17 protein-coding genes are annotated in these 22,271 nt (G+C 62.5%); 6 read left to right on the top strand and 11 right to left on the bottom strand.

The features are described 5' to 3' along the window. Positions 1-2,538, bottom strand: coding sequence for a phosphoenolpyruvate--protein phosphotransferase (gene ptsP, locus AWB80_RS28640; protein WP_061178055.1), 2,538 nt, complete (start codon positions 2,536-2,538; stop codon positions 1-3). Between the two features lie 330 nt (positions 2,539-2,868). Here ptsP and AWB80_RS28635 point away from each other — a divergent pair, with 330 nt between their 5' ends. Continuing rightward, positions 2,869-3,093 carry a DUF6900 domain-containing protein gene (locus tag AWB80_RS28635; RefSeq protein WP_061178054.1) on the top strand — a complete coding sequence of 75 codons (225 nt, stop codon included), beginning with the start codon at positions 2,869-2,871 and terminating at the stop codon, positions 3,091-3,093. Positions 3,094-3,102: 9 nt separating this feature from the next. Here AWB80_RS28635 and AWB80_RS28630 read toward each other — a convergent pair whose 3' ends face one another. Continuing rightward, complete coding sequence (locus AWB80_RS28630; RefSeq protein WP_061178053.1) at positions 3,103-4,059, bottom strand: LysR family transcriptional regulator; 957 nt, start codon at positions 4,057-4,059, stop codon at positions 3,103-3,105. 131 nt (positions 4,060-4,190) lie between these two features. Here AWB80_RS28630 and AWB80_RS28625 point away from each other — a divergent pair, with 131 nt between their 5' ends. From AWB80_RS28625 to AWB80_RS43515, 4 genes are all read left to right on the top strand, one after another. Beyond that, entirely contained in the window at positions 4,191-5,501 is a 1,311-nt protein-coding gene (locus tag AWB80_RS28625) for an MFS transporter (protein ID WP_061178052.1), read from the top strand. 13 nt (positions 5,502-5,514) lie between these two features. Then, positions 5,515-6,768, top strand: a complete 1,254-nt coding sequence (locus AWB80_RS28620) for a Zn-dependent hydrolase (RefSeq protein ID WP_061178051.1) — start codon at positions 5,515-5,517, stop codon at positions 6,766-6,768. A 13-nt stretch (positions 6,769-6,781) separates the two neighbouring features. After that, a complete protein-coding gene (locus AWB80_RS28615) occupies positions 6,782-7,807 on the top strand; it encodes a histone deacetylase family protein (protein ID WP_061178050.1) in 1,026 nt (341 codons plus the stop codon). A 503-nt stretch (positions 7,808-8,310) separates the two neighbouring features. Further along, positions 8,311-8,559 carry a hypothetical protein gene (locus AWB80_RS43515; RefSeq protein ID WP_143328149.1) on the top strand — a complete coding sequence of 83 codons (249 nt, stop codon included), beginning with the start codon at positions 8,311-8,313 and terminating at the stop codon, positions 8,557-8,559. Positions 8,560-8,575: 16 nt separating this feature from the next. Here the strand turns inward: AWB80_RS43515 and AWB80_RS28610 are convergent, their stop codons facing one another. Beyond that, complete coding sequence (locus tag AWB80_RS28610; RefSeq protein WP_244206773.1) at positions 8,576-10,303, bottom strand: winged helix-turn-helix domain-containing protein; 1,728 nt, start codon at positions 10,301-10,303, stop codon at positions 8,576-8,578. A gap of 41 nt (positions 10,304-10,344) precedes the next feature. Beyond that, the gene (locus AWB80_RS28605; RefSeq protein WP_087131657.1) at positions 10,345-11,628 is read right to left on the bottom strand and encodes an MFS transporter; all 1,284 of its coding nucleotides are present in this window, start codon (positions 11,626-11,628) and stop codon (positions 10,345-10,347) included. 210 nt (positions 11,629-11,838) lie between these two features. Here AWB80_RS28605 and AWB80_RS28600 point away from each other — a divergent pair, with 210 nt between their 5' ends. After that, positions 11,839-12,411, top strand: coding sequence for a hypothetical protein (locus AWB80_RS28600; protein WP_061178048.1), 573 nt, complete (start codon positions 11,839-11,841; stop codon positions 12,409-12,411). Between the two features lie 772 nt (positions 12,412-13,183). Here AWB80_RS28600 and AWB80_RS28595 read toward each other — a convergent pair. The 7 genes from AWB80_RS28595 to bfr all read right to left on the bottom strand — a co-directional run bounded on the left by AWB80_RS28595 (position 13,184) and on the right by bfr (position 22,048). Beyond that, positions 13,184-14,275 (bottom strand): ABC transporter ATP-binding protein, encoded by a 1,092-nt coding sequence (locus AWB80_RS28595; protein WP_061178047.1) that lies wholly within the window; start codon positions 14,273-14,275, stop codon positions 13,184-13,186. Then, positions 14,272-15,897 carry an ABC transporter permease gene (locus AWB80_RS28590; protein WP_425266897.1) on the bottom strand — a complete coding sequence of 542 codons (1,626 nt, stop codon included), beginning with the start codon at positions 15,895-15,897 and terminating at the stop codon, positions 14,272-14,274. The genes AWB80_RS28595 and AWB80_RS28590 overlap by 4 nt, the downstream gene beginning before the upstream one ends. A gap of 14 nt (positions 15,898-15,911) precedes the next feature. Continuing rightward, positions 15,912-16,928 (bottom strand): iron ABC transporter substrate-binding protein, encoded by a 1,017-nt coding sequence (locus tag AWB80_RS28585; protein WP_061178045.1) that lies wholly within the window; start codon positions 16,926-16,928, stop codon positions 15,912-15,914. A 46-nt stretch (positions 16,929-16,974) separates the two neighbouring features. Continuing rightward, positions 16,975-18,261 carry an iron uptake transporter deferrochelatase/peroxidase subunit gene (gene efeB, locus AWB80_RS28580; RefSeq protein WP_061178044.1) on the bottom strand — a complete coding sequence of 429 codons (1,287 nt, stop codon included), beginning with the start codon at positions 18,259-18,261 and terminating at the stop codon, positions 16,975-16,977. Between the two features lie 33 nt (positions 18,262-18,294). Then, a complete protein-coding gene (locus AWB80_RS28575; protein WP_061178043.1) occupies positions 18,295-19,404 on the bottom strand; it encodes an NHL repeat-containing protein in 1,110 nt (369 codons plus the stop codon). A gap of 98 nt (positions 19,405-19,502) precedes the next feature. Beyond that, entirely contained in the window at positions 19,503-20,897 is a 1,395-nt protein-coding gene (locus tag AWB80_RS28570) for a carbohydrate porin (protein ID WP_425266894.1), read from the bottom strand. Between the two features lie 686 nt (positions 20,898-21,583). Further along, positions 21,584-22,048 (bottom strand): bacterioferritin, encoded by a 465-nt coding sequence (gene bfr / locus AWB80_RS28565; protein WP_061178042.1) that lies wholly within the window; start codon positions 22,046-22,048, stop codon positions 21,584-21,586. Positions 22,049-22,271: the final 223 nt, after the last annotated feature.

Genomic DNA, 22,271 nt, shown 5'->3' with positions numbered 1-22,271 from the left:
TTATTCTGCGTACGGGGCGAGCAGGGCGCGCACTTCGGCAGCCGTGCCGAGCGTGACGACCTTCGCCGCGAGCTTGCGCGCCTCGTCCATCGTGAGTCGCGCGATTTGCGCCTTGATCGAGCCGACCGCGGGCACGCTCACCGACAATTCATCGACGCCGAGTCCGACGAGCACCGGCACGGCCATCGCATCCGAAGCGATGCCGCCGCACACGCCGACCCATTTGCCGTGCTGATGCGCGCCCTCGACGGTCATGCCGATGAGACGCAGCACCGCCGGATGCAGCCCATCGGCCTGTTTGGCGAGCTTCGGATGCCCGCGATCCATCGCGAGCGCGTATTGCGTCAGATCGTTGGTGCCGATCGAAAAGAAGTCGACTTCGCGCGCGAGCGGCTCGGCGATGAGCGCGGCGGACGGCACTTCGATCATCACGCCGATCTTGACGTCGCCGATACGGTCGCCGGCTTCTTCCTGAAGCATCCGCTTCGCCGCGCGCACTTCCTCGATGGCGGCGACCATCGGAAACATGATGTGCAGATTACCGATGGGTGCGGCCCGCAGGATCGCGCGCAGCTGCACGCGGAACATGTCGGGACGATCGAGGCTCACGCGCACGCCGCGCAGACCGAGGAACGGGTTATCTTCCTTCGGCAGCGGCAGGTAGGACAGCGGCTTGTCGCCGCCGACATCGAGCGTGCGCACGACGAGCGGACGCTCGCGCCCGAGCGCCTCGGCGACCGCGCAGTATTCGGCGGCCTGTTCGTCTTCCGACGGCGCGGTGTCGCGGTTGTCGAAGAGAAACTCGGAACGCAGCAGCCCGACGCCTTCCGCGCCTGCCGCGACCGCCTCACGCGCTTCCTGCGCGTTGCGGATGTTCGCCGCCACTTCGATGCGATGACCGTCGGCGGTGACGGCCTGCTTGTTGGCCGCGACTTTCTCTTCCTCGCGCTTCTTCGTCTGACGTTCGATGCGTTCGCGCGCCTTCGCCAGCTCGTCCGCGCCCGGATTGCGCCGCAGACTGCCGTGCGAGCCGTCGAGGACCACGAGCGTGCCATCGGGCAATTGCAGCGCGCCCTCGTCGATGCCGCAGATCGCCGGAATGCCCAGCGAGCGCGCGAGGATCGCGACGTGGCTCGTCGCGCCGCCGGTCGTCGTGCAGAAGCCGAGCACCTTGCTGCGATCGAGCGAGGCCGTGTCCGAAGGCGACAGCTCTTCGGCGATGAGAATCGATTCCGCGGGCACGTCGATATGCGCCTGCTTCACGCCCGCGAGCAGCGCCAGCACGCGACGGCCGACATCGCGGATATCGCCGGCGCGTTCGCGCAGCAGCGCGTTGTCGACCTTTTCCAGCGTGTTCGCCTGCGTCTCGAACGCGGCGCGCCACGCGAAGCCCGCGCTCTTGCCGTCGCTGATGCTGGCGATGGCCGCGTCGTTGAGGTCGGGATCGTCGAGCAATTCGAGATGTGCGTCGAGGATCTGCGCCTTCGACGGATCGGTGAGCTTCGCCTTCAGTGTCTCGATCTGCTGGCGCGCTTCGTGTTGCGCGGCTTCGAGGCGGCCTCGCTCGCGCTGCGGCGCTTCGCCCGCTTCGGCCACGTCGATGACTTCCTGGCGGAACTGCACAATCTTGCCGACCGCGAGCCCCGGCGATGCCGATACGCCGGTGAACTCGTTCGCGTCGGCGGGCGCGGCGCGTTGCGGTGCAACCGCTGAGGCGGCGGTCGCGGCTGGAGCTGGCGCATCGCCTGGCTTCTCGCCCGAGCCCGACGCGAGCAGGCGCGCGAGCGCGGCGGCGGCCTCGCCCGCATCGGGGCCGGCGGCCTCGACGCGCAGCGTGTCGCCGAACTTCGTCGCGAGCGCCATCAGCGCGACGACCGATTTCGCGTTCGCGCTATCGCCGCCGCGCAGCACGCGGATATCGGATTTGAACTTCTTCGCTTCCGCGGCGAACACCGCGGCGGGCCGCGCGTGCAGGCCCTGTGGATTCGGCAGCGCGACTTCATCGGACAGAATCGCGGCTGCCGCGCCGCCGGTGACGCCCGGGCCCTCGCTGGCGCCACCGGCCAGTTCGAGCGACAACGCGACATCCTTGCCAGCGGTGACGAGACCCGTCGCGGGCACGTAGCGCGTGACCAGCTCGCCGTTGGCGATGACCATCTGCGTGAGCAGACTCACGGCCCGCGCGCCGACGATCACCGGATCGAAGCGGATCAGCGGCTGGCCGGTCGTGACGGTGTCGCCTTCCTTGACGAGCGGCGTGAAGCCTTCGCCGCGCAGCAGTACCGTGTCGAGCCCGATGTGGATCAGCACCTGGAGGCCGTTGTCACCCGTCACCGTGACCGCGTGGGCCGCTCGATGCAGTTGCGTGACCTTGCCAGGAAGCGGGCAGAGCAATTCGTCGGAAGTGGGGTCGATCGACACGCCATCGCCGACCATCTTTTGTGCGAAGACCGGATCGGGCACGGTTTCGAGTTGCACCATCACGCCTGAAAGCGGCGCCATCAACTCGATTCGTGCCAAACGCTGAGGAGCTTTCATGTGATCGACTCCATGTCCTTTGACGATTTTGAGTTATTTGAGTTGAAACCGGCCCTAGTAATCATAGGCAACGGCTTCATGCTTCGCTGACCGAATGAATGCGCGTGCGAAAAAGCATGCCGCCCGTATCCGGGCGCGCGCATTGATTCGAAATCTAAAACGCCGGATTCCAAATAAAACCGGAATCGCAACAAAAAGCGCGCTATTGTTTCGCGGCGCAACAAGAGTTTCTAGAGACCACACTCCAATCGCGGCGATACGTCGCACGGGCCTCGCCGCAATCGCAATAAGCTAGAAGGCGAGTAAATGCAAGCAACTGGAGCGTGAATCATGATGTACCGCAACAAAACCGAAGCCCACTGGGAACCGCTGCTGATGATCGCCCGCGAAGAACTCGGCATTGAATCGTTCGATCCCGTCGGCAAGCCGGGTGCGGACATCCGGATGTGCCGCGTCGAGGACATCGGACGCGCGCTCGAACGCGCCTACGATCTCGGTCTCCTGGTCGGACACACGGTGACGCGCGCCGAGCACGCGCATGGACACTGCGCCTGAATGGGCGAGCTATTTCCCCAGCCGCTCGGCCAGCGCATAGCGGCGCATGCAGCGCTCCATGCTGTCGAGGAACGCATGGTCCGCTGCATTCATCTTGCGCTCGCGATGCCACAGCAGATGCACGTCGACATCGACGAGTCCTTCTTCCGGCGGCAAACGCCATAACCGTTGCTGCGCGAGGTCGTCGCGCACGATGTGCTCGGGCAGGCAGCCGATACCATAGCCCGCGAAGATCAGCCGGCGCACTTCGTCGAGACTCGACGACGACGCCACGATGCGCCCCGTGAACCCTTTCTGATCGCGAAACACGGTGAGCGGCGAAAGACTGTCGCCGATCTGGTCGCTGGTAAATGATACGAAGTTTTCGGCGAGCAGATCGTCCATGGTCAGGGTCGATTTCCCGAACAACCGATGATGCCGTCCGCAGAAAATCGCATAGCGCTGCCGCAGAAAGCAGCGCATCTCCAGCTTCTCGTGCGGCGTTCGGCACAGACCGAGGCCCGCAGTCGCCGTTTTCTGCAACAGCGACGAGATGATGTCCGATGAACGCATCACCTCGATCTGCAAATCGATGCGCGGATACGCGCGATGAAAATCCGCGAGAAATTCGTCGTATACGGGCGATTCGATGCGGCTGATCGTCAGCAGACGAATCGAGCCGTTGATGTCTTCGGTGCGGTCGTCGAGTTCCGTCTCCAGCCGCGAGATATTGCCGTAGATATCGCTGGCGATGCGATACACCTCTTCACCCGCCTGGGTCGGCGCGAAATACGGGCCGCGCCGCTCGATCAGCTTGCGATCCAGCGTTTCCTCCAGCCGCCGCAACGCCTGGCTCACGGCCGGCTGCGTCACGTACAGGCGCGCCGCCGCGCGGCTCAGGCTGCGCTCCTGCATGATCACGAGATAAGTGCGCAACAGATTCCAGTCGAGCCGGTCGTTCAGAAAGCGGGCGATATCGGTGCGCATGGTGTCTTTTACGTCGAACTATTAGCTGAATTTATGCGCTGAATAATAACGCGAAATTTGACTAATGATTTATGGCTGCCGATAAAAGCGCCTATCGACTGTCACCGCACACGACGTGCATCGGAGCCCGCATGACCCAAGCCATCGTCCATACCCGTCAGCCGGGACGCGCGGCCACCGCCGCGTTCATCGGCACGATGATCGAGTGGTACGACTTCTATATCTACGCGACCGCGGCGGCGCTCGTCTTTGGCGAGCTCTACTTTCCGTCCGGCGACCGGTTCGTCAGCACGATGGCGTCGTTCGCCACGTTCGCGGTGGGCTTTTTCGCGCGGCCGCTCGGCGGCATCGTGTTCGGGCATCTCGGCGACAGGATCGGCCGCAAGAAGGCGCTAATGACCACGCTGATGATGATGGGCGTCGCGACCGTCGGCGTCGGCTTGTTGCCGGAATATTCGAAGGTCGGCATGCTTGCGCCGGCGCTGCTCGTGCTGCTGCGCGTCGTGCAGGGCATCGCGGTGGGCGGCGAGTGGGGCGGGGCCGTGCTGATGGCGGGCGAGCACGCGCCCGAGGGACGCCGCACCTTCTTCGCGTCGTTTGCGCAGCTCGGCAGTCCGGCCGGGCTGATTCTCTCGCTGATCGCGTTTCGCGCGGTCACGTCGATGGACAAGGCCGACTTCATGTCGTGGGGCTGGCGCCTGCCGTTTCTCGCGAGCGCGGTGCTGCTGATCGTCGGCGTCGTGATCCGGCTCGGCGTGAACGAATCGCCGGAATTCGCGCGCGTGAAGGAATCGAACCGCACGGCCAAGCTGCCGATCGCCGAAGTGTTCAGCTCCGCGTGGGGCCTCGTGCTGCTGTGCATCGGCGCGAATACGATCGGCATTGCGGGCGTGTACTTCACGAACACCTTCATGATCGCGTACACGACGCAATACGTTGGCGTGACGCGCTCGCTGATTCTCGATTGCCTGTTCGCCGTCGCGATCATTCAGCTTATTTCGCAGCCGATCGCCGCATGGCTCGCCGAACGCATGGGCGGTGCGCGTTTCCTCAAACTCACGGCGCTGCTCGCGATGATCTCGCCTTATCCGATGTTCGTGCTCGTGCAAAGCGGCTCCGCCGTGCCGATGGTGATCGGCATCGCGATCGCGGTCATCTGCATGGCGAGCTTCTATTCGGTGATCGCCGGTTTCGTCAGCGGCATCTTTCCGACGCGCGTGCGCTACTCCGGCATCTCGCTCGCGTATCAGGTGTGCGGCGCGATCGCGGGCGGACTGACGCCGCTCGTCGGGACGTGGCTCGCGCATCGTTACACGGGGCAATGGTGGCCGCTCGCCGTGTTCTATACGTGCCTCGCGGGCGTCTCGCTGCTGTGCATCGTCGCGCTCGATGCGCGTCGGGCGACGCATGCGGAGCAGGCCGAATCCGTGGGTGCGATGTAAGGGGAAATAGAACATGAAAAACTTGATCGAAATCGACGGCACACGACTCTGGCAAAGCCTCATGGATATGGCGCGGATCGGCGCGACGAACAAGGGCGGCGTGCGCCGTCTCGCGCTCACAGACGACGACGCGCGCGGCCGCGCACTCTTCGCGCAATGGTGCCGCGACGCGGACATGACGGTGTCCGTCGATGAGATCGGCAATCTGTTCGCGCGCCGCGAAGGTACGAGAGAGGATGCGGCGCCGGTTCTGATCGGCAGTCATCTCGACACGCAGCCCGAAGGAGGGCGCTTCGACGGCGTGTACGGTGTGCTCGCCGCGCTCGAACTCGTGCGCGCGCTGAACGATGCGGGCATCGTGACGGAGAAGCCGATCGAAATCGTCTCGTGGACGAATGAAGAAGGCGCGCGCTTCACGCCGGCGATGCTCGGATCGGCGGTATTCACCGGCGTCACGCCGCTTGCCGATGCGCTCGCCAAGCAGGACGCGCAGGGCGTGACGCTCGCCGATGCGCTCACGCAAAGCGGTTATCGCGGCACGCGCGCCGTGTGCGGCCAGACCGTCGATTCGTATTTCGAGGCGCACATCGAGCAGGGACCGATACTCGAAGCGAACGGCACGACCATCGGCGTCGTGACGGGCGGCCAGGCGATCCGTTGGCTCGATGTCACCGTCACCGGCGTCGCGGCGCATGCGGGCACCACGCCGATGCCTTATCGCAAGGATGCGCTTTTCGCGGCGGCGCAGATGGCGGCGGAACTGGAGCGCATCGTCGAGCGCTATGCGCCGCGCGGGCTCGTGACGATCGGGCAGATCGGCATCGCGAATGCATCGCGCAATACGATCGCGGGGGAAGTGGCGTTCACCGTCGATCTGCGTCATCACGACGACAGCGAAGTCGATGCGATGGAGCGCGATCTGCGAGACGCGTTCGCCGGCGTTGCGACGGCGCGCGGCGTGGAGGTATCCGTCGATACGTACTGGCGCAGTCCCGCGACGCCGTTCGATGCGCAATGCGTTGCGCTCGTCGCGCAGGCCGTCGATGCGTTGGGCTATTCGAACGAACGCATCGTGAGCGGCGCGGGTCACGACGCGATTCATCTCGCGCGCCATTGCCCGACGGCGATGGTGTTCATTCCGTGCGTCGACGGGCTTTCGCACAACGAAGCCGAAGATGCCTTGCCCGAAGACGTGACGCGCGGCGCGAACGTGCTGCTCAATGCCGTGCTCGCGCGTGCGGGCATCGTGGCCGCTGTGAATGCATAATAGAGGAATTCGAATGAAAACGTATTTTCACCCAGAACAATTGCTGCATCATCCGCGCAGCTATCTTTCGCGCGGACAGATGCGCGCGCCGCAGGAAGTGCCCGAGCGCGCGGCGCGGCTCGTCGCGGCGGCGAAGTCGCTCGATTTCGATGTGATCGAGCCGAAGGATCATGGCATGTCTGCGATCGCCGCCGTGCACGACATGAACTATCTGCGCTTTCTTGAAGAGGGGCATCGCGAATGGAAGAAGATGCCCGACGACTGGGGCGATGAAGTGATGTCGAATGTCTATGTGCGCGATCCGAATCCATTGCGCGGGGTGCTTGCGAAGGCAGCGCGATATCTCGCGGATGGAAGCTGTCCGGTGGGCGCGAATACGTGGCGTTCGGCTTACTGGTCGGCGCAAAGTGCGGTGGCGGCCGCGTCGGCTGTCAATGATGGCGCGCGCGAGACTTATGCGCTGTGCCGTCCGCCCGGACATCACGCGCGCGCCGATGCGGCGGGCGGGTTCTGCTATCTCAACAATGCCGCGATTGCGGCGCAGGCATTGCGGCGCAGGTTCGGGCGCGTCGCGATCCTCGACACTGACATGCATCATGGGCAAGGCGTGCAGGAGATTTTCTATGGACGCGATGACGTGCTGTATATCTCGATCCACGGCGATCCGACGAATTTCTATCCCGTGGTCGCGGGTTATGAAGAGGAACGCGGCACGGGCGCGGGCGACGGTTTCAACGTCAATCTGCCGATGCCGCATGGCTCGTCCGAAGCGGTGTTCTTCGAAAAACTCGACGATGCATTGGGCGTGCTGAGACGCTTCGAACCGGATGCGCTCGTGCTGGCGCTTGGGTTCGATATCTACAAGGACGATCCGCAGGCGCAGGTAGCGGTGACGACCGAGGGATTCGGGCGGCTTGGCTCGGCGATCGGCGCGCTGGGTTTGCCTTCGGTGATCGTGCAGGAAGGTGGGTATCACCTCGAGAGTCTTGAAGCGAATGCGCGAGCGTTTTTTGGTGGGTTTGCGGGGAGTCGGGGCTAAGCGGTAGCTGTGATGACCGCGCAGAGAGCGTGCCTGCGCGGTTTGGCGCTTGGACAGATTGTGGGAAAGTTCATATTAATCTAATCAACTTATGTCACGGCCAGAAATAAACCTTCAGTCGGTCCCATTCGCCCAGCTTGCCATCGGGTAAAAAGCCGACATCTGTAAATAGCACCCCCATGGACATCGCGGACGATATCTCGGCATCGAGCCCCCGGATCCATTTAATGGCAGCCTTGGGAATTCTGAAGGGCGGTTCAGGTCGGATCCGCGATGTACTTTATCGCGGGATTGCCGATTTGGTTCGCTCATCAATAGACGCTGGATAAGCCGAGCGTGTTTAAGCGTTTCTTCAGGTTACGTCGATGGTGTTCGTGTGTGGTGCGGCGCATCCTGATTCTGCCAGGCGCAAAGTCAAAGGCCGCGTCATGCGTCTTCTATGCGCCGACGTCCACGGCTGATATCGACAGCCGTGCCCGAATCAGCAATCGGAGTAAGCCGAAATGAAAATGATCAAAGTCGCAACGGTTGTCGCAGCGATGGTCGTCTCATGCCACGTTTGGGCGCAAAACACCTCGTCGTCCCAGCAACCTCAATCAACGCAGTCCGCGAAGGATATCGGCGGCGTCAGTGATACGTCGGTCACGAGCGCAGGTTCGCTTTCGTCCCTGGACCGAAGTTATTCCAGTCCTGGCGATTCGACCCGATCGAGTGAAATGCGCATGCAGTCTGATACGTTTCGCCACCACTGAACGGCCGCACGGAAAGTCAGTGGCCGATGCGCCGTTCAACATTGCGGAAACGTCCCATCGATCGAAAACGCCTAAACCACGCGTTCGTGCGAAGCTCGCAAAGCAGGGGCGAGCGTTCCGCGAGCGCGACTTCAAGCCAATGGAACATTTCGTCCGGCCGTTCGAGCCGCGCGTACATTTCGGCGAGCAGGAAGGGCGAGGTGTAGCGGTATCGTCGTCTCGCCAGCAGATCTTGTAAGTACCATTCGAGGACTTTTTTATAACCGCCCGAACACCACACTGTCCGAATCGCTTCGGCACGGGTGAATTCATTGCAGCGCGTGAGCGCGTCGATGGTTGCGTCTATCGCTTCCTCGAAATGCTCTTCGACCTCGAAAGCGGTCGCGAGCAATTGATAGATGAGCGGCGAGCTCGGGCCGTGTCCCGCGCTGAGATACTCGCGAATCACTTCGTCATAGCGGCCCGATTGCACGAGACCGAAGACACGCGAACCTTCGAATCCAAGAGGATCGACTCTTTCCGCGAGTTCAAACTGGGCGCGTCCTTCTGCCTCCCGTCCGAGCACGAGCAACAGTCGCGCATAGAGGCGGCTGGTTTCAGCGTGGCTCGGATTCAGACGCAGCGCCGCGAGGAACTCCTCTTCCGCGCGGCGCCAGTCCCAGTCGTAGAAGTAGTGAACCCCCGCGAGGGCCTGATGTGCTTCGGGAAGGCTCGGGTCCAGCTCCAGGGCGCGCAGTGCCGCTTCGCGCGCTTTCGGATAGCCCTGCGAGGGCGCGTAGAAGCCATGCGTCGCCGTGGAGCCGTAGATGTTCGACATCCCCACGTAGCCCAGTGCATAGGTCGGGTCGAGATCCAGGGCGGTCTCGAAGTAGCTGTGTGCACGGATGAAGTCCTCGTCGTTCAGCGCATGATGCGCGGCGAAGCCGGCATCGAAATGCACGCGGCGCGTCCAGTAGTAGCGACCGCGCAAATACGCGTCGTGCGCGGCCGGATCGATCGGCAGCCTGCGTGACAACCTGTGTTGCTGCCGCTCGGCGAGCGCGGGGGAGACTTCCTTCGCGAGCGCCGCGCCCACCTCCTTCTGAATATCGAGCGCGCCTCTCGCCATCGGCTCGTGCGCGCAGCCCAGGAGCTGCACTTGATCGAAGGAGCGAATCAGTTGCGCCAGGATGCGAACCCGTCCGCCCTCGCGCATCAGCGATCCTTCCAGCACATAGTCGACATCGAGCTCGTGGGCGATCTGGGCGATGCTCTTGTTGGCCCGCTGATAGCGAGCAGCCGTGGTGCGCGCGATCACCAGGATCCGCTGCGGATCGAGCATGCCGACATTCGCGGAGGTCTCGTCAGCGAGCGCGGCGCAAAACGTATCCAGGCTGGGGTCGTCGCTGTTGTTCTCGAAAGGCAATACGAGGACGCGGATCGGAGCGGCGGGCGCAGCAGCAGGCGCGGCTTCGGCGCCCGGCTTCAATGCTCGAATGCCCTCCAGACGGTAGCCCTTGCCTTTAACTGTGATCAGATAGCGCGGGACGTCGGGATCTTCGTCGAGCGCGATACGGATCTTTCGGATGGCCGTGTTGATGCTCGTGTCGGTTTCGCGGTACGCATTCGCGCCCCACAGCGCCCGCACGATGTCCGCGCGCGTGACGAGCTGCCCATTGCGTGATGCCATCAGGATAAGCAACTCCATCGGCAAACGTTCGAGCTTGACTGGTTCGCCGCGGCGCCGCAACTCATAGCGGCGCATGTCCAGCTCGACGTCGTCCATGTCCGCGGGGCCAGGCGTGTTCATGGGCGCTCTCTCAGGGGTGATCGTATGTTCACATTCGTTGCGTCGGCCGACGGGGTGTTGCGCGCCATTCCGAACGATGCGGCGAACGACAGCAGCGCGCACGCCACCATGACGAGCGCGGGCGAAGCGCGCAGTCGCGCATCCAGAAGATGCGCCGCGAGGGGTGTCAGCCCGAGCGCCAGGGTGAGCCCGAGATTCATCGCGGTGGCGACGCCGCTGAACCGGACGTCGAGCGGAAACGACTCGGCGATCGCGCAAGCGTACGTGCCGTTCACGAGCGACGCGATGACCCCGGCCATTACGTATAGCGCAGACAGGCTGCACGAACGATTCGTCACCGCGATGAAAAAGACAGGCGCGAAGAGTGCGGACAGAACTGTACCGAGTCTGAACACTTGGCGGCGGGACACGCGGTCGCCGAGATGTGATGTAACGAGGATGCACGCCGCAACGACGATGAGATACCTGATTTGCGCGTCGATGATCTGTGCCTGCTCATAGCGAAGTCCGCGCAGATAGGTTGGCAGATAACCGAGCAAGATACCGCTTGACGCACCTACCAGAAGGCATGCGCCCGTGCCCGTCACCAGACGCGTGAAATGTCGACGGACGAGCGTGTTGAAGGGCTCACCATGGCGCGCGCTGACTGCGCGCGCGTACTCGTCGGTTTCGGCGAGACGCCTGCGTATCGCGAAGCTCAGTAGACCGATCATGCCGCCGATGAGAAAGCCAAGCCGCCACCCGTAGTCGTCCATCTGAAGTGGAGTGAGCGACCTTTGCACGAAGAGATTGACGCAGGTCGCGAGGAGCAGGGCTAGGTTGACGGCGACGAACACGATGCCGCATAGAAACCCTGGCCGCGCGCGGGCAGTTTCCACCGCGTAGACGACCGCACCCGGGAGCTCTCCGCCGAGACACAATCCCTGGATCAGTCGCAACAGCACGAGAAGCGCCGGCGCGGCGATGCCCCAGTCAGAATATGTAGGAAGCACTCCAATGAGGAAGGTCGCAACGGAGGCGATCATCGCGGACGACAGAAAAGCAATACGCCGGCCATACAGATCGCCCAGGCGGCCAAACAGGATGCCGCCGACAGGTCTAGACAGATAGCCGATAGCAAGCACCATGAAAGACAGCATCTCGCCCGATGTGCCCGAGTGCCGAGAGAAAAATGCGACGCCAATGTTGCGGGCGAAGAAGCCATAGATCACGAAATCGAAGACTTCGAGTGCGCCACCTGTACTGGCCACCAGTATGGTCCAGCGTTGGCGGGCAGTCATGGCCGTCGTGGTTCGTGAACGGTTGTATGGTTTTCTCGACACGAGGCGCCTCCTGATGCCGGCGATCGGTTTCGATTAAGAGTAGGGCAGTTTTCTTCCCTCCGACGCCCGAAAAGCGCCCGTCATTCATGATTTCTTCATCGCGTCTCCATTGTTCGTCGCCCGCCGCCACCGCAGTATGGATAAAGGTCGATAACAAAGGGGACTGAAATGAAACACCGATTCTCGAGTGCTTACGCGGCCTTGGCGGGCGCATTGCTGCTTTCTGCCGGCGTCGCACGCGCCGATGATCACCAGTGTTCAAACGCTACCCTGAGAGGGACATACGCCTTTGCCGCTCACGGTTCGCTGGTAGGCATCATTGTCGGCGGAACGATCTACCCGTACGCGAGTCCGCAGTTGATCGACGGCGTAGCCGTGCAGACGTTTGATGGCAGAGGTTCGTTCACGCGCAAAGACTTCCTGATGAACACTGGCATGGCGCGGCCGGGCGCGGTCAATTCCGCCGGTTTTGCGCAAGGGCAGACCGGCACGTATCAGGTAAATAGTGACTGCACGGGCTCGATGCACATCGAGTTTCCGGGAGCGCCGCAGGCAGGTGCGATACTTGATGTTCAGATCGTCGTCGAGCGCGACGGCCGCGTCATCAGAGGAGTGCTGAGCCGTGAGCAGGTTCCCGGCTCGATGCCATCTGGAAACGGCACACCATGCGGCTCTCCATGCCTGCTGGCGCCGCAGATCAGTCTGGAAGGGACCCGGGGAGACTTCGAATCATCGAGGTAAGGTTCGATCGATCAGTTGGAAACGCCGCGTTTGCTTCTATTCGTGCTGGCGGCATTGCGGCGGGTGACCGATCCTGCCGCCATGGGTCGCTCTATGTGCCCCACGTGAAGGATCAACCTATGCCGCAAGGGCCGTGACGCGGGATGTCAGCTATGGCCCGGCTAACAGGCCGGGTTCGACATTGTCACGCCCGGATGCGGCTGTCATTTGCTTTGGCACGAGCGCGAGTCCAGCAGGACGAAGGCAATCGGTGGCTGCGCGAGGGATATGAATGGATTCGGCGCCAAGAGCCATTGCTCCAAGGTGTCGTCGTTCGGACTCTCGGAGGTCGGTTCCGTCTCGCAAGCGGCCGTTGATGGCGCGCGACCCTGAACGGCAGTTGCAGTTCGTCATGACTCGTTCGCCGTTCGTAGCAGCGAAGTTCGGCTTCAAGTCGTCGCCAAGGACTGCGAAGCGGTAGGCTGTGGCCGGACGCGAGCGCTCTGCGTACCTCATGGGTTATCAGCATTTCACCAGCTTTGACCAGCACGTGCGACATGTCTGCGCGCCTTAGCGAGCGAGATTATGAAGTCTATCGGACGAACCGGTTCATGGCATGTCCCTTCGGCCTGGACGGAACGTGCGTGAATCCGTAGACCGGTGACTGGCCACGCGCAATGTCGATGCTAGAAATTCTAGTGGTAAATTGACGATCGCAACGCTTACAAGCGCGCGCTCTCGTGCGCTCGCTTGATCCCGACACATCGCTACAGACAGCGGAATCGCTGCGCGACTAGCATTGCGCCTTTGAATGCTCGATACGAAGATGTCGCGGTGGCAATTTGGTTACGGCGTAAGCCATGACCATCCCTTCGACAGCAAGGTGGACTCGGTCGCCGACTCGCGGGACCGCGTGCCCGGGAACGGATGCGATGACCAGGCAGTCTTCCGCCCGCTCAAGTCTGAGCCGGACCAGAGCATCACGGCCATTGAACTTGACGTCAAGTACGATTGCACCGTGCATCCCCACTGCTGCCGGTGATGATAGGCCGATCTGCTCGGGACGGATCATCACATCGACGACGCCTTCTTCGATAGGCCTCGAAAGCGGAAGCCTGCCGAGCGCGCAGCTCGCGAAATTGCCTTCGGCGATTCCGCGCAGCAGCACGGCGTCGCCGACGAACGACGCCAGTTCCCGCGTCGCCGGCCGTCGATAGATCTCCTCTGCAGACGCATTCTGCACGAGCCTGCCGTTCCAGAGGACGGCGACTTGCTGTCCCAAAGAAAGCGCCTCTGCCTGATCGTGCGTGACGAGCACGGCCGTCGTGCCGGTCTGCGCCAGCGCGCCCGCGACGGCCTTGCGCGTCTCGACCCGCAAGGCCGCATCGAGCGAAGAGAACGGTTCGTCGAGCAGGATCAATCCGGGCGACGGCGCGAGCGCCCGCGCCAGAGCGACACGTTGCTGCTGCCCGCCGGAAAGCTGTTGCGGCGCGCGCCGCGCATAGTCGAGGGGCAAACCGACCAGCGCCAGCAACTCCGCCACCCGATGCTGCACGCGGCGCTCGCCACGCGGCAGCCCGAACACGATATTTCCCGCCACCGACAAATGCGGAAACAGCGCGCCTTCCTGCGGCACATACCCGATGCGGCGATGCTCCGTCGGCACGAACGGGCCGGGGCCGTCTACGCAGCGCCCGTCGATTTCGATAGCGCCGCCATCCGCGCGCTCGAAGCCGCACAAGAGGCGCAGCAGCGTCGTCTTGCCGCTCCCCGAGGGACCGAGCAGCGCGAAGAGCGTGCCGCGCGAAACCGTGAGATCGACGCCATGCAGCACGGGATGGTCATCGAAGGTCTTGCGCAGACCCTGCACGCGAAGTTCGCTCATGAGTTGGATGAAGGTCGAGGATCGAGCAGCGCGGAACGTCCGAGCAATACGAAAAGCAGGCCTGACGCGCAGAACGAGATGAGCGTCAGCAAGGCCGCATAGGGCGCGGCGGCGGCGAACGCGAGCGTGGATGTATCGGACCAGACTTGCGTCGCGAGCGTGTGGGTGTCGAGCGGCGCGAGCAGCAGCGTGGCGTTCAGTTCCGTGACGACGGAGATGAAGACCATCGCCGCCGCCGCGCCGAATCCCGGACCGGCGAGCGGCAGCATCACGCGCAGAAACGTTTGCGTGACGTCGAGGCCGAGTGAGCGCGCAGTGTCCTCCAGACGCGGTTGCGCCTGCATCAACGCGGCGCGCACGCTGACGAGCGCGAGCGGCAGAAAGAGAATCGCATAGGCGGCGATCAGCAGCGTCACGCCCTGATACAGCGGTTGCAACGCACGCACCGCGAGCGACACGATCGCCAGTGCGATCACGAGGCCCGGCACGCCCTGTGCGAGAAAGACGACGCGCTCCATCGCGGTTGCGATGCGTCCGGGATAGCGCACGAGCAGCAGCGCGAGCGGAAACGACAGCAGCACGGTGACGACCGCCGCGAGCAGGCCGAAGCCGACGGAAGACATCGTCGCATCGAACAATAGTTTAGGCGACACCTCCGCGGGCGTGACGGCCGCCGCGCCTTCCTGCGTGAGCCAGAACGCGATCATGCCGAGCGGCACGCCCAGCGTGACGACGACGAGCGCGGCGAAGCCCCCGACGACCGGCCAGCGCCATCGTCCGAGTTCGTAACGCAGCGCCGCGCGGCGCGCGCCGCGATCGACGCGTTCGTAACGCGCGCGTCCGCGCAGCCGGAATTCGAGCGCGAGCACGATCAGACACAGCAGCAACAAAACACAAGCGACGAGCGACGCGCCGCCGCCGTCGAAACTCGTGCGGTACTCCGCGTAGATTTCCGTGGTGAACGTGCGATAACGCAGCATCTGGAACGCGCCGAACTCCGACAGCACGCCGAGCGCGACGAGCAGCATGCCGCCGAGCAAAGCGGGCCGCAATTGCGGCAACACCACGCGTGCGAACACGGCGCATCGCCCGCAACCGAGCGACCGCGCGCTTTCCTCCAGTGCGGGATCCATGCCGCGCAAGGCCGCGGCGACAGGCAAGTACACCAGCGGAAAATACGCCGACGTAATCACGAGCAACGCGCCCGCGAAGTCCTGCAAGTCGAGGCTTATCGATACCCATGCGTAACTCGAGACGAAGGCGGGCATCGCGAGCGGCGCGGCGGCAAGCATCGCCCAGATGCGTCGTCCGGGCAGACGCGTGCGCTCGATGAACCATGCCGCCGCCGTGCCGATCACCGCCGATGTCAACGTCGCGCCGAGCGTGATCCACAGCGTGTTGAGCAGCAACTCGCCGACGAGCGGACGAAACAACAGTTCGGCTGCGTCATCCAGCCCGTTCGCGCTCGCGCGCCAGAACGTGAACGCGAGCGGCGCCAGCACGAGCAGCGCGGCGAGCGATGCACACGCGAGCAAGATACGGGGCGCTCGCTTCGATGTCCGCAGCGGTGCGCCATTCGCGGACGGCTCCAGTGCCGAGACCGCTTCGCCCGGCTCGATCAATTCGCTCACCGGCTTCAGATCAGCCCGGCCTGACGCAGGAGCTTGCCTGCCTGACTGTCGTCGCCGAGCTGTTCGAGCGTGAGTGCGGGCGGCTGCAACCGGTCGAACGGTTTGAGCAGCGGATCGGGTGCGACGCCCGCGAGCAGCGGATATTCGTAGCTCACGCGGCTTTTCGCCATCAGTGCCTGCGCACGTTCGCTGACGAGATACTTGAGGAACTGCTGCGCGCCATCGACGTTATGGGCATTTTTCATGATCGCCGCCCCCGACACGTTGACGAGGCCGCCGACATCGCCATTGCCATAGTGATAAATGGCGCTGCGTGTGGCCTTGTCGCCGAGTTCGGCATGCAGACGGGCCCAGTAATAGTTATTGATGATGCCGGTTGTCACGCCGCCGCGATTGACGGCCGCGACCACGCCTTCGTCATCGTCGAAGATCTGTGCGTTGGTCTTCAGGCCCTTGAGCCATTGCAGCGTCTGTTCCTGACCCTTCAACGCAAGCACCGCGCTCACCAGCGGCAGAAAATCCGCGTCGCTCGGCGCGATGCCGACCTTGCCCTTCCATTCGGGCTTCGCGAGATCGAAGAGCGATGGCGGTAGTTGCGACGGCTGGATCTTGCCCGTGTTGTAGGCGAGCACGCTTTCACGCGCCGTGACGCCGACCCATTGCCCGGTCGGCGAGTTGTAGCGCGCGGGGATGATCGAGAGCGTCGCCGCATCGACCTTGCCTAGCAGGCCTCTTTCTTCGAGCAGCATCAGCTCCGGCGAATTCTCGGTGAAGTACACGTCCGCCGGCGTGTTCGCGCCTTCCGCGACGAGCTGCGCCGCGAGCGCCGGTCCTTCGCCATTGCGAATCTTCACGCCGATGCCCGTCTGCTGCTCGAAGTCCTTCGCGAGCATGTTCATGACCTGCTCGTGCTGCGCGTTATACACGACGATCGACGCCGCGTGCGCGCTTACCGCGATCGAGAGCGTCAACATCACCACTTGCGGCAGTTGCCGCAACAGGCCGAACCGGGATTGAGACATGGAGTGAGTTCCTCTTGAAGTTATGCTTTTGTGCGCGTGCCTGACTTCACGCCTCGAACAACTGGGCGCCGATATAAGAGCCTTCCTTCGCGCCCGGCGGCACGGCGAATATCGCGCTGCCGACATGCGTGGTGAACTGGTTCATCATGTCGAACTTCGCGAGCTTCGCGTTGATCGGAATGAAGCCCGTGCGCGGGTCCGACTGATGCGCGATGAAGATCAGCCCCGCGTCGTATTCGGTTTCCTGCCGCCACGGCGGCCAGCGTTCGATATAGAAATTGGTGCCGTCGTTGTACGAGTACGAGCGGCGCAAGATCTGCATGCCGCTGTTGCTCTGGTGATTCGACAGCCGAACGTGCGAGTTTTCCACGATCGTCGGATTGCCGTCCTTGTCGGCTGCGTCGAGATCGACTGCATCGAACTCGTTCTTCTTGCCGATGGGCGCGCCGCTGTACTTGTGGCGGCCGAAGACCTGCTCCTGAAAGCCCAGCTCCATCGTGTCCCAGTGCTCCAGCGTGATGCGGATGCGCCGCACCACGGTGTACGTGCCGCCTTTCATCCACGGCGCGTCGGCGCCGTCGGACCAGACGAACTGATTCATGAGCGGCGGCTGCGCCGTCGCCGGATTGTTGGTGCCGTCCTTGAAGCCCATCAGGTTGCGTGGCGTCTGCCCCTTCGGGCCTGACAGAAATCCTGCCTGACCCCAGCGGATCGTCGTCACGTTGGCGACCGTGCCCATGCGCGCGAGTTGCCGCACCGCGTGGAACGCGACCTGCGCATCGTTCGCGCACGCCTGGATCATCAGATCGCCACCGGTCTTCTCGGGGATGAGTTGATCGCCATTGAAGCGCGGCAGATCGACGAGCGCGTCAGGACGCTTCGATGCGAGACCGAAGCGATCCTTTCCGTCGCTCGTCTTGAAGAGGTCCGGGCCGAAGCCGAACGTGATCGTCAGCGCCGATGCGCCGAGGCCCAGCACATCGGCGGAATCGGGCGCGGATTTGTCGTCGGGCGTGTTCAGCGCGGCGGCCGTGTCGCCGCGCGCCATGCGCGCCGCGGCGATCGTCCATGCGCGCAGCAGCGATTCAAGTTCGTCGCGATTGTCAGTCTTCACGTCGAACGCCGCCATGTATGTGTGGCTCTGCTGCGGCGTTACGATGCCCGCCTGATGCGCGCCGTAGAACGGCTCGGTTTGCCGTTGCGCGTCGTCGGCGTGCGTGCGTGTGAGCGCGGCCCGCGCAACACCCGCGCCCGAGGCGAGTCCCGCTGCCGCGCCCGCTGTCAGAAAACCTCGCCGGCCCGGACGGCGTGGCGTCGATTGATCGTCGTTCATGATGCTGCCTTCCTTCGCGAGCCAGCCCGCCCGTCACTTCGCGATGACGAGTGTGTTGACATCGTCCTGCACGTAATAGAACCCGTCGCCTTCCGGCGTCATCGCGATGCCGAACAGGTCGCCGTTGCCCGGAGGGCTTTGCGCCTTGTCGGTGTCGATCCAGCGCGCATAGAGCTGCTTGCCGCTTTCGGGAATGATTTCGACCACCTGGCCATTGAGCGCGTTGGTCACGAGCAGATGGCCGTTGGGCGCGGTGACCATCGCGAGCGGACGATGCAGCAGACCGTCGGCGGTCAACTGGCGACCGACGCCCGCGCTGGTGTCGCGCGTCAGCGGGTCATCGATTTCGTTGATGCGGTTGCCGATCGCATCCGATACATACAGCAGCTTCTTGTCCGCCGAGAGCGAGAGCCCGGTCGGGCCGACGAGGAACACGCCCTTGTCGGCCTGCGCGCCGAAGCCGCTGCCGACCACGGTTTCCTTCCTGATGACGGGCGGCTGTCCCTCGGGAATGTAGAGATCGAGCCTCAGCACGGTGGCCTGCTTGAACACGGGCGGCTTGCCTTCCGCGCTGCCCACGCCGAAGCCCGCCATGCTGATGAAGAGCGTCGCGCTCGTGCCGTTGTCGTCCACGGCCATGTTGCCCCACGGATCGTTGATGTTCGGGCTCGACCACACCTTCGCTATCTTCCCGCTCGAATCGAGCACGACGAGACAGCCCGCGCCCTTCGTGCCGGTGGTGCCGTCGTTGCTGGGCGTGCTGCCGACGATCACCCAGCCCGACTTGAGCATGGTCATCGCCGTCGAGAGACCGACTCCGCCCGGGCACTCCTTCAGATCGCGCGGAATCTGCGCGAACAGCGTCATCTCTTTCGTATCGGGGTGATAGTTGACGATGGTGCTGCCCGTGCCTTGCAGATTGGCCGCGTTGTTGAAGTTATCGATGAGCACATCGCCCTTCTTTATCGTCCCCGCCGACACCGGCGCGACGAAGATCGCATACGGGTTCTGATCGCCGTTGTCCGGCACCGTGTTGATGAGCGTCGTGTTACGGTGCAGCGTTTCGAGGAAGCCTTGCGGCTCGGCGTGCGCCGCGCATGGAAGAAGGCTGGCGGCGATGACCGTCGCGAACGCGAGGAGCATGCGTCGCGTCGAAGTGAATGCTGCGCGCGTATTTTGAGTGGCCGTCATGATCTGAATGCTTCGCTTGGGTCGTGGAATGTCGCGCGTCGATTTGGGGTTTAGAACGTGAGGTTCGCCCGCACGCCGATCACGAAGGTGTTGCGCAGCGGCTGAGTCGGATCGTTCGGATTCTGGCCCGCGCCCGCGTTGAACGTGTATTGCGCGTCGGCCTGCATGGTCCACCACGGCGTGACCTGATAGACGTACGTTGCCTCGATGGTGGTTTCCTGCGTCCTCACGCCATACGGCGAGTTGAGGAAATTGCGGTAATCGAGATCGAGATCGTGCACGTGATTGCCGACCTTGATGTAGGTGACCGCGAGACCCACGCTGTCGTCATCGCGTCCTTTGAAAGGAGCCTTCATGACGATGCCCGCATTCGCCGCGAAGCTCACCAGATTACGATCGCCCGGCGCGCCCATCAGCCGCGTGAACACGCCGATGCTGCGCGGCTCGTCGGGATCGGGACGCCAGATCATCTGATCCGCGACGGCATAGAAGCTGTAATTGCCGTGATGCGATTGCGGCACGCCCGTCGACGCCGGATTGGCCAGCGACAAGCCGGTGTTGTCGAAACGCTGATCGTCGAAGCGGTTGTTGTTGTACCAGACGCCCAGCTTGTAAGTGCCCGGCAGCTTGTTGCTGTTCATGCCGACCATCTCGCCATCGGACGGCTGGTTGATCGCATATTGCAGTTCGCCGATGAACAGCGTGCCGTTATGAAGGTTGAAGTTCGTGCCACGCAGATTGGTGTCATTGTTGCCGATCGGATCGCCGTCGAACACGCCGGCGAGCGCGGTGAGGTTCTGCGTGATCTGGCCACGCACGCGCACGCCGAGTGCCGAGAGCGGATACGCCGGGCCGCCTGACGGCATGTCGTACGAGGGCAGGGCAGGCCAGCCGAACATCGTGTTGATGAAGGTGGCGGAATACTGACTCGTGATGAATTCCTGATCGATACTTTGCTGACCGATCTTGATATCGACGCGCTTGTCCAGGAATGACTGCTGATACCACAACTCCCACAGTCTCGTGGTGCCTTCTGCTTCAATGCCGCTCGCCGTGTTCAATGTGCCGAGGTAGCGCGTGCTCAGATTGGTGCCATGGATCTGCAAGGCACTGATATTGAACTGGCCGCCCGGCAGTCCGAACGCCTTTTGTGTATCGATGCCGACGGTCGCCGTGGTGAGGCCATCGTATGCGCCGCCTCGACCCAGGCCGCCGCGCACATTTGCGAGGTACTCGCTCGTTTCAGTCAGCTGAAACGTGACGCCGTATTTGCCGAGCCACGGACGCAAGCCGCCCATGTCGCCGAGCATCGTTTCGCGAGTCCAGAAGCCGGTCCAGAAGTTGGACGGCTGCGCCTGAATCTGAAGGTCGGCTTCAGCGGCTTCAGGTGTGGCGTCAGGGCTGACCGCTGCGGACGCCCCGCTTACCAGGGAAGCCCAGGACATTACAGTTGCAAACACCATTCGAGCAGCCGTCGACGCTGCAGTAGATCCGCACAGCGGCCGGTTAGAGTAGATGTAGTAAGGCATCCTTCGTATTGATTTTTTAATCATCGATCTACTCTCTGTACGAACGGGGAATCAGATTGCGACATCGAAAACGATTGCAGACTTATCGACTCGGTTCGGATCGTACGCGCGACGAAATTGATCGTCAATACAAATGAGAACGATTCGCATTATATTACTGTGGCCTATCTTCAGATTACATAAGCACGGCCCGGTGTAATGGAATGAATGACTGTGCTGAGAAATAGAACGAGGCGTTTTTTTCAGCTTTGGCCGGCACGCGTCTGCGTTCGCATGACTACTCGGTCGAAGGCGATTCACCGCGTTCGTGGACATAAGCCTTGGCAATCGTCAAGCGTCAGCTAGGGCATTTAAAACGTTCGGATTACGTACGATATGACATTTGGTTCGCAGGACGGTATCAATCGCTATCGTTTCCGCGATGACAGAAGCTACCGCCGCGGGATAACCAATGCGCAAGTCAACACGTCGAAGGGGGAGTGAGATGGGTGCCGTCTATCTGCGGCCGATCATGATGGAGCCGGAAGGTTCCGTTTCGGAGCACGCAATGCGATCCTCAGGTCGCTCGCGCGCCCAAGATTGCAATCGCCGTAACGGTATAGCTACATTGCCGACTGCTGGTAGTTTGCAATTCCGACTTTATCGACCAGACCGATCTGAATCTCCAGCCAATCGATATGGTCCTCTGTGTCGTCCAGAATATCGACAAAAATCTCTCTTGATACAAAGTCCTTTACTGACTCGCAATAGACGATTGCCTCCCGGCATTTCGCCTGCGCCGACTGTTCCAGCTTCAGATCGCACTGAAGCACTTCCAGCACGTCCTCGCCGATAAGCAACTTGTCCAGATCCTGCAGATTGGGCAGGCCGTCGAGCATAAAAATGCGTTCGATCAACTTGTCCGCATGCTTCATCTCCTCGATCGACTCGTCGTATTCGTGCTTTCCTAGTCCTTCGAAGCCCCAGTGTTTGTAGAGTCGGGCATGAAGAAAATACTGGTTAATAGCTGTCAATTCGTTTTTTAGTTCGGCATTCAGATACTCGATAATCTTTGGATCGGATTGCATATTGCCTCCCCACCATAGGCGCCAAGGTAAATGAAGAATAGGCGAGGATTGAGAGAGTGCGGCGAATGAGAGTGCAAATGAAAAAGATTCTGCTTTGAAATGTCGGTGGAGCATTGAAGCGGGTTTGCGAAGTGTCGGCAGATGCCGCTCCATATCAACCACATGCAGGCGGCACGAGCGTGCGCAACTGCGTGTCGAGTCACTGCTGCCGGTTGGATCAGGG

The organism is Caballeronia pedi, from assembly GCF_001544915.2.
Taxonomy (GTDB): domain Bacteria; phylum Pseudomonadota; class Gammaproteobacteria; order Burkholderiales; family Burkholderiaceae; genus Caballeronia; species Caballeronia pedi.
This window is presented reverse-complemented; position numbering and strand designations above follow the sequence as displayed.

Bases quoted from the DNA above. Each gene is read 5' to 3' on its own strand.
- AWB80_RS28625 (WP_061178052.1), top strand. From the start codon at position 4,191: ATGACCCAAGCCATCGTCCATACCCGTCAGCCGGGACGCGCGGCCACC.
- AWB80_RS28620 (WP_061178051.1), top strand. From the start codon at position 5,515: ATGAAAAACTTGATCGAAATCGACGGCACACGACTCTGGCAAAGCCTC.
- AWB80_RS28600 (WP_061178048.1), top strand. From the start codon at position 11,839: ATGAAACACCGATTCTCGAGTGCTTACGCGGCCTTGGCGGGCGCATTG.
- AWB80_RS28575 (WP_061178043.1), bottom strand. From the start codon at position 19,404: ATGCTCCTCGCGTTCGCGACGGTCATCGCCGCCAGCCTTCTTCCATGC.
- AWB80_RS28605 (WP_087131657.1), bottom strand. From the start codon at position 11,628: ATGACTGCCCGCCAACGCTGGACCATACTGGTGGCCAGTACAGGTGGC.
- efeB (WP_061178044.1), bottom strand. From the start codon at position 18,261: ATGAACGACGATCAATCGACGCCACGCCGTCCGGGCCGGCGAGGTTTT.
- AWB80_RS28595 (WP_061178047.1), bottom strand. From the start codon at position 14,275: ATGAGCGAACTTCGCGTGCAGGGTCTGCGCAAGACCTTCGATGACCAT.
- AWB80_RS28630 (WP_061178053.1), bottom strand. From the start codon at position 4,059: ATGCGCACCGATATCGCCCGCTTTCTGAACGACCGGCTCGACTGGAAT.
- AWB80_RS28610 (WP_244206773.1), bottom strand. From the start codon at position 10,303: ATGCGCCGCTATGAGTTGCGGCGCCGCGGCGAACCAGTCAAGCTCGAA.
- ptsP (WP_061178055.1), bottom strand. From the start codon at position 2,538: ATGAAAGCTCCTCAGCGTTTGGCACGAATCGAGTTGATGGCGCCGCTT.
- AWB80_RS28615 (WP_061178050.1), top strand. From the start codon at position 6,782: ATGAAAACGTATTTTCACCCAGAACAATTGCTGCATCATCCGCGCAGC.
- AWB80_RS28635 (WP_061178054.1), top strand. From the start codon at position 2,869: ATGATGTACCGCAACAAAACCGAAGCCCACTGGGAACCGCTGCTGATG.
- AWB80_RS43515 (WP_143328149.1), top strand. From the start codon at position 8,311: ATGAAAATGATCAAAGTCGCAACGGTTGTCGCAGCGATGGTCGTCTCA.
- AWB80_RS28585 (WP_061178045.1), bottom strand. From the start codon at position 16,928: ATGTCTCAATCCCGGTTCGGCCTGTTGCGGCAACTGCCGCAAGTGGTG.
- AWB80_RS28570 (WP_425266894.1), bottom strand. From the start codon at position 20,897: ATGTCCTGGGCTTCCCTGGTAAGCGGGGCGTCCGCAGCGGTCAGCCCT.
- bfr (WP_061178042.1), bottom strand. From the start codon at position 22,048: ATGCAATCCGATCCAAAGATTATCGAGTATCTGAATGCCGAACTAAAA.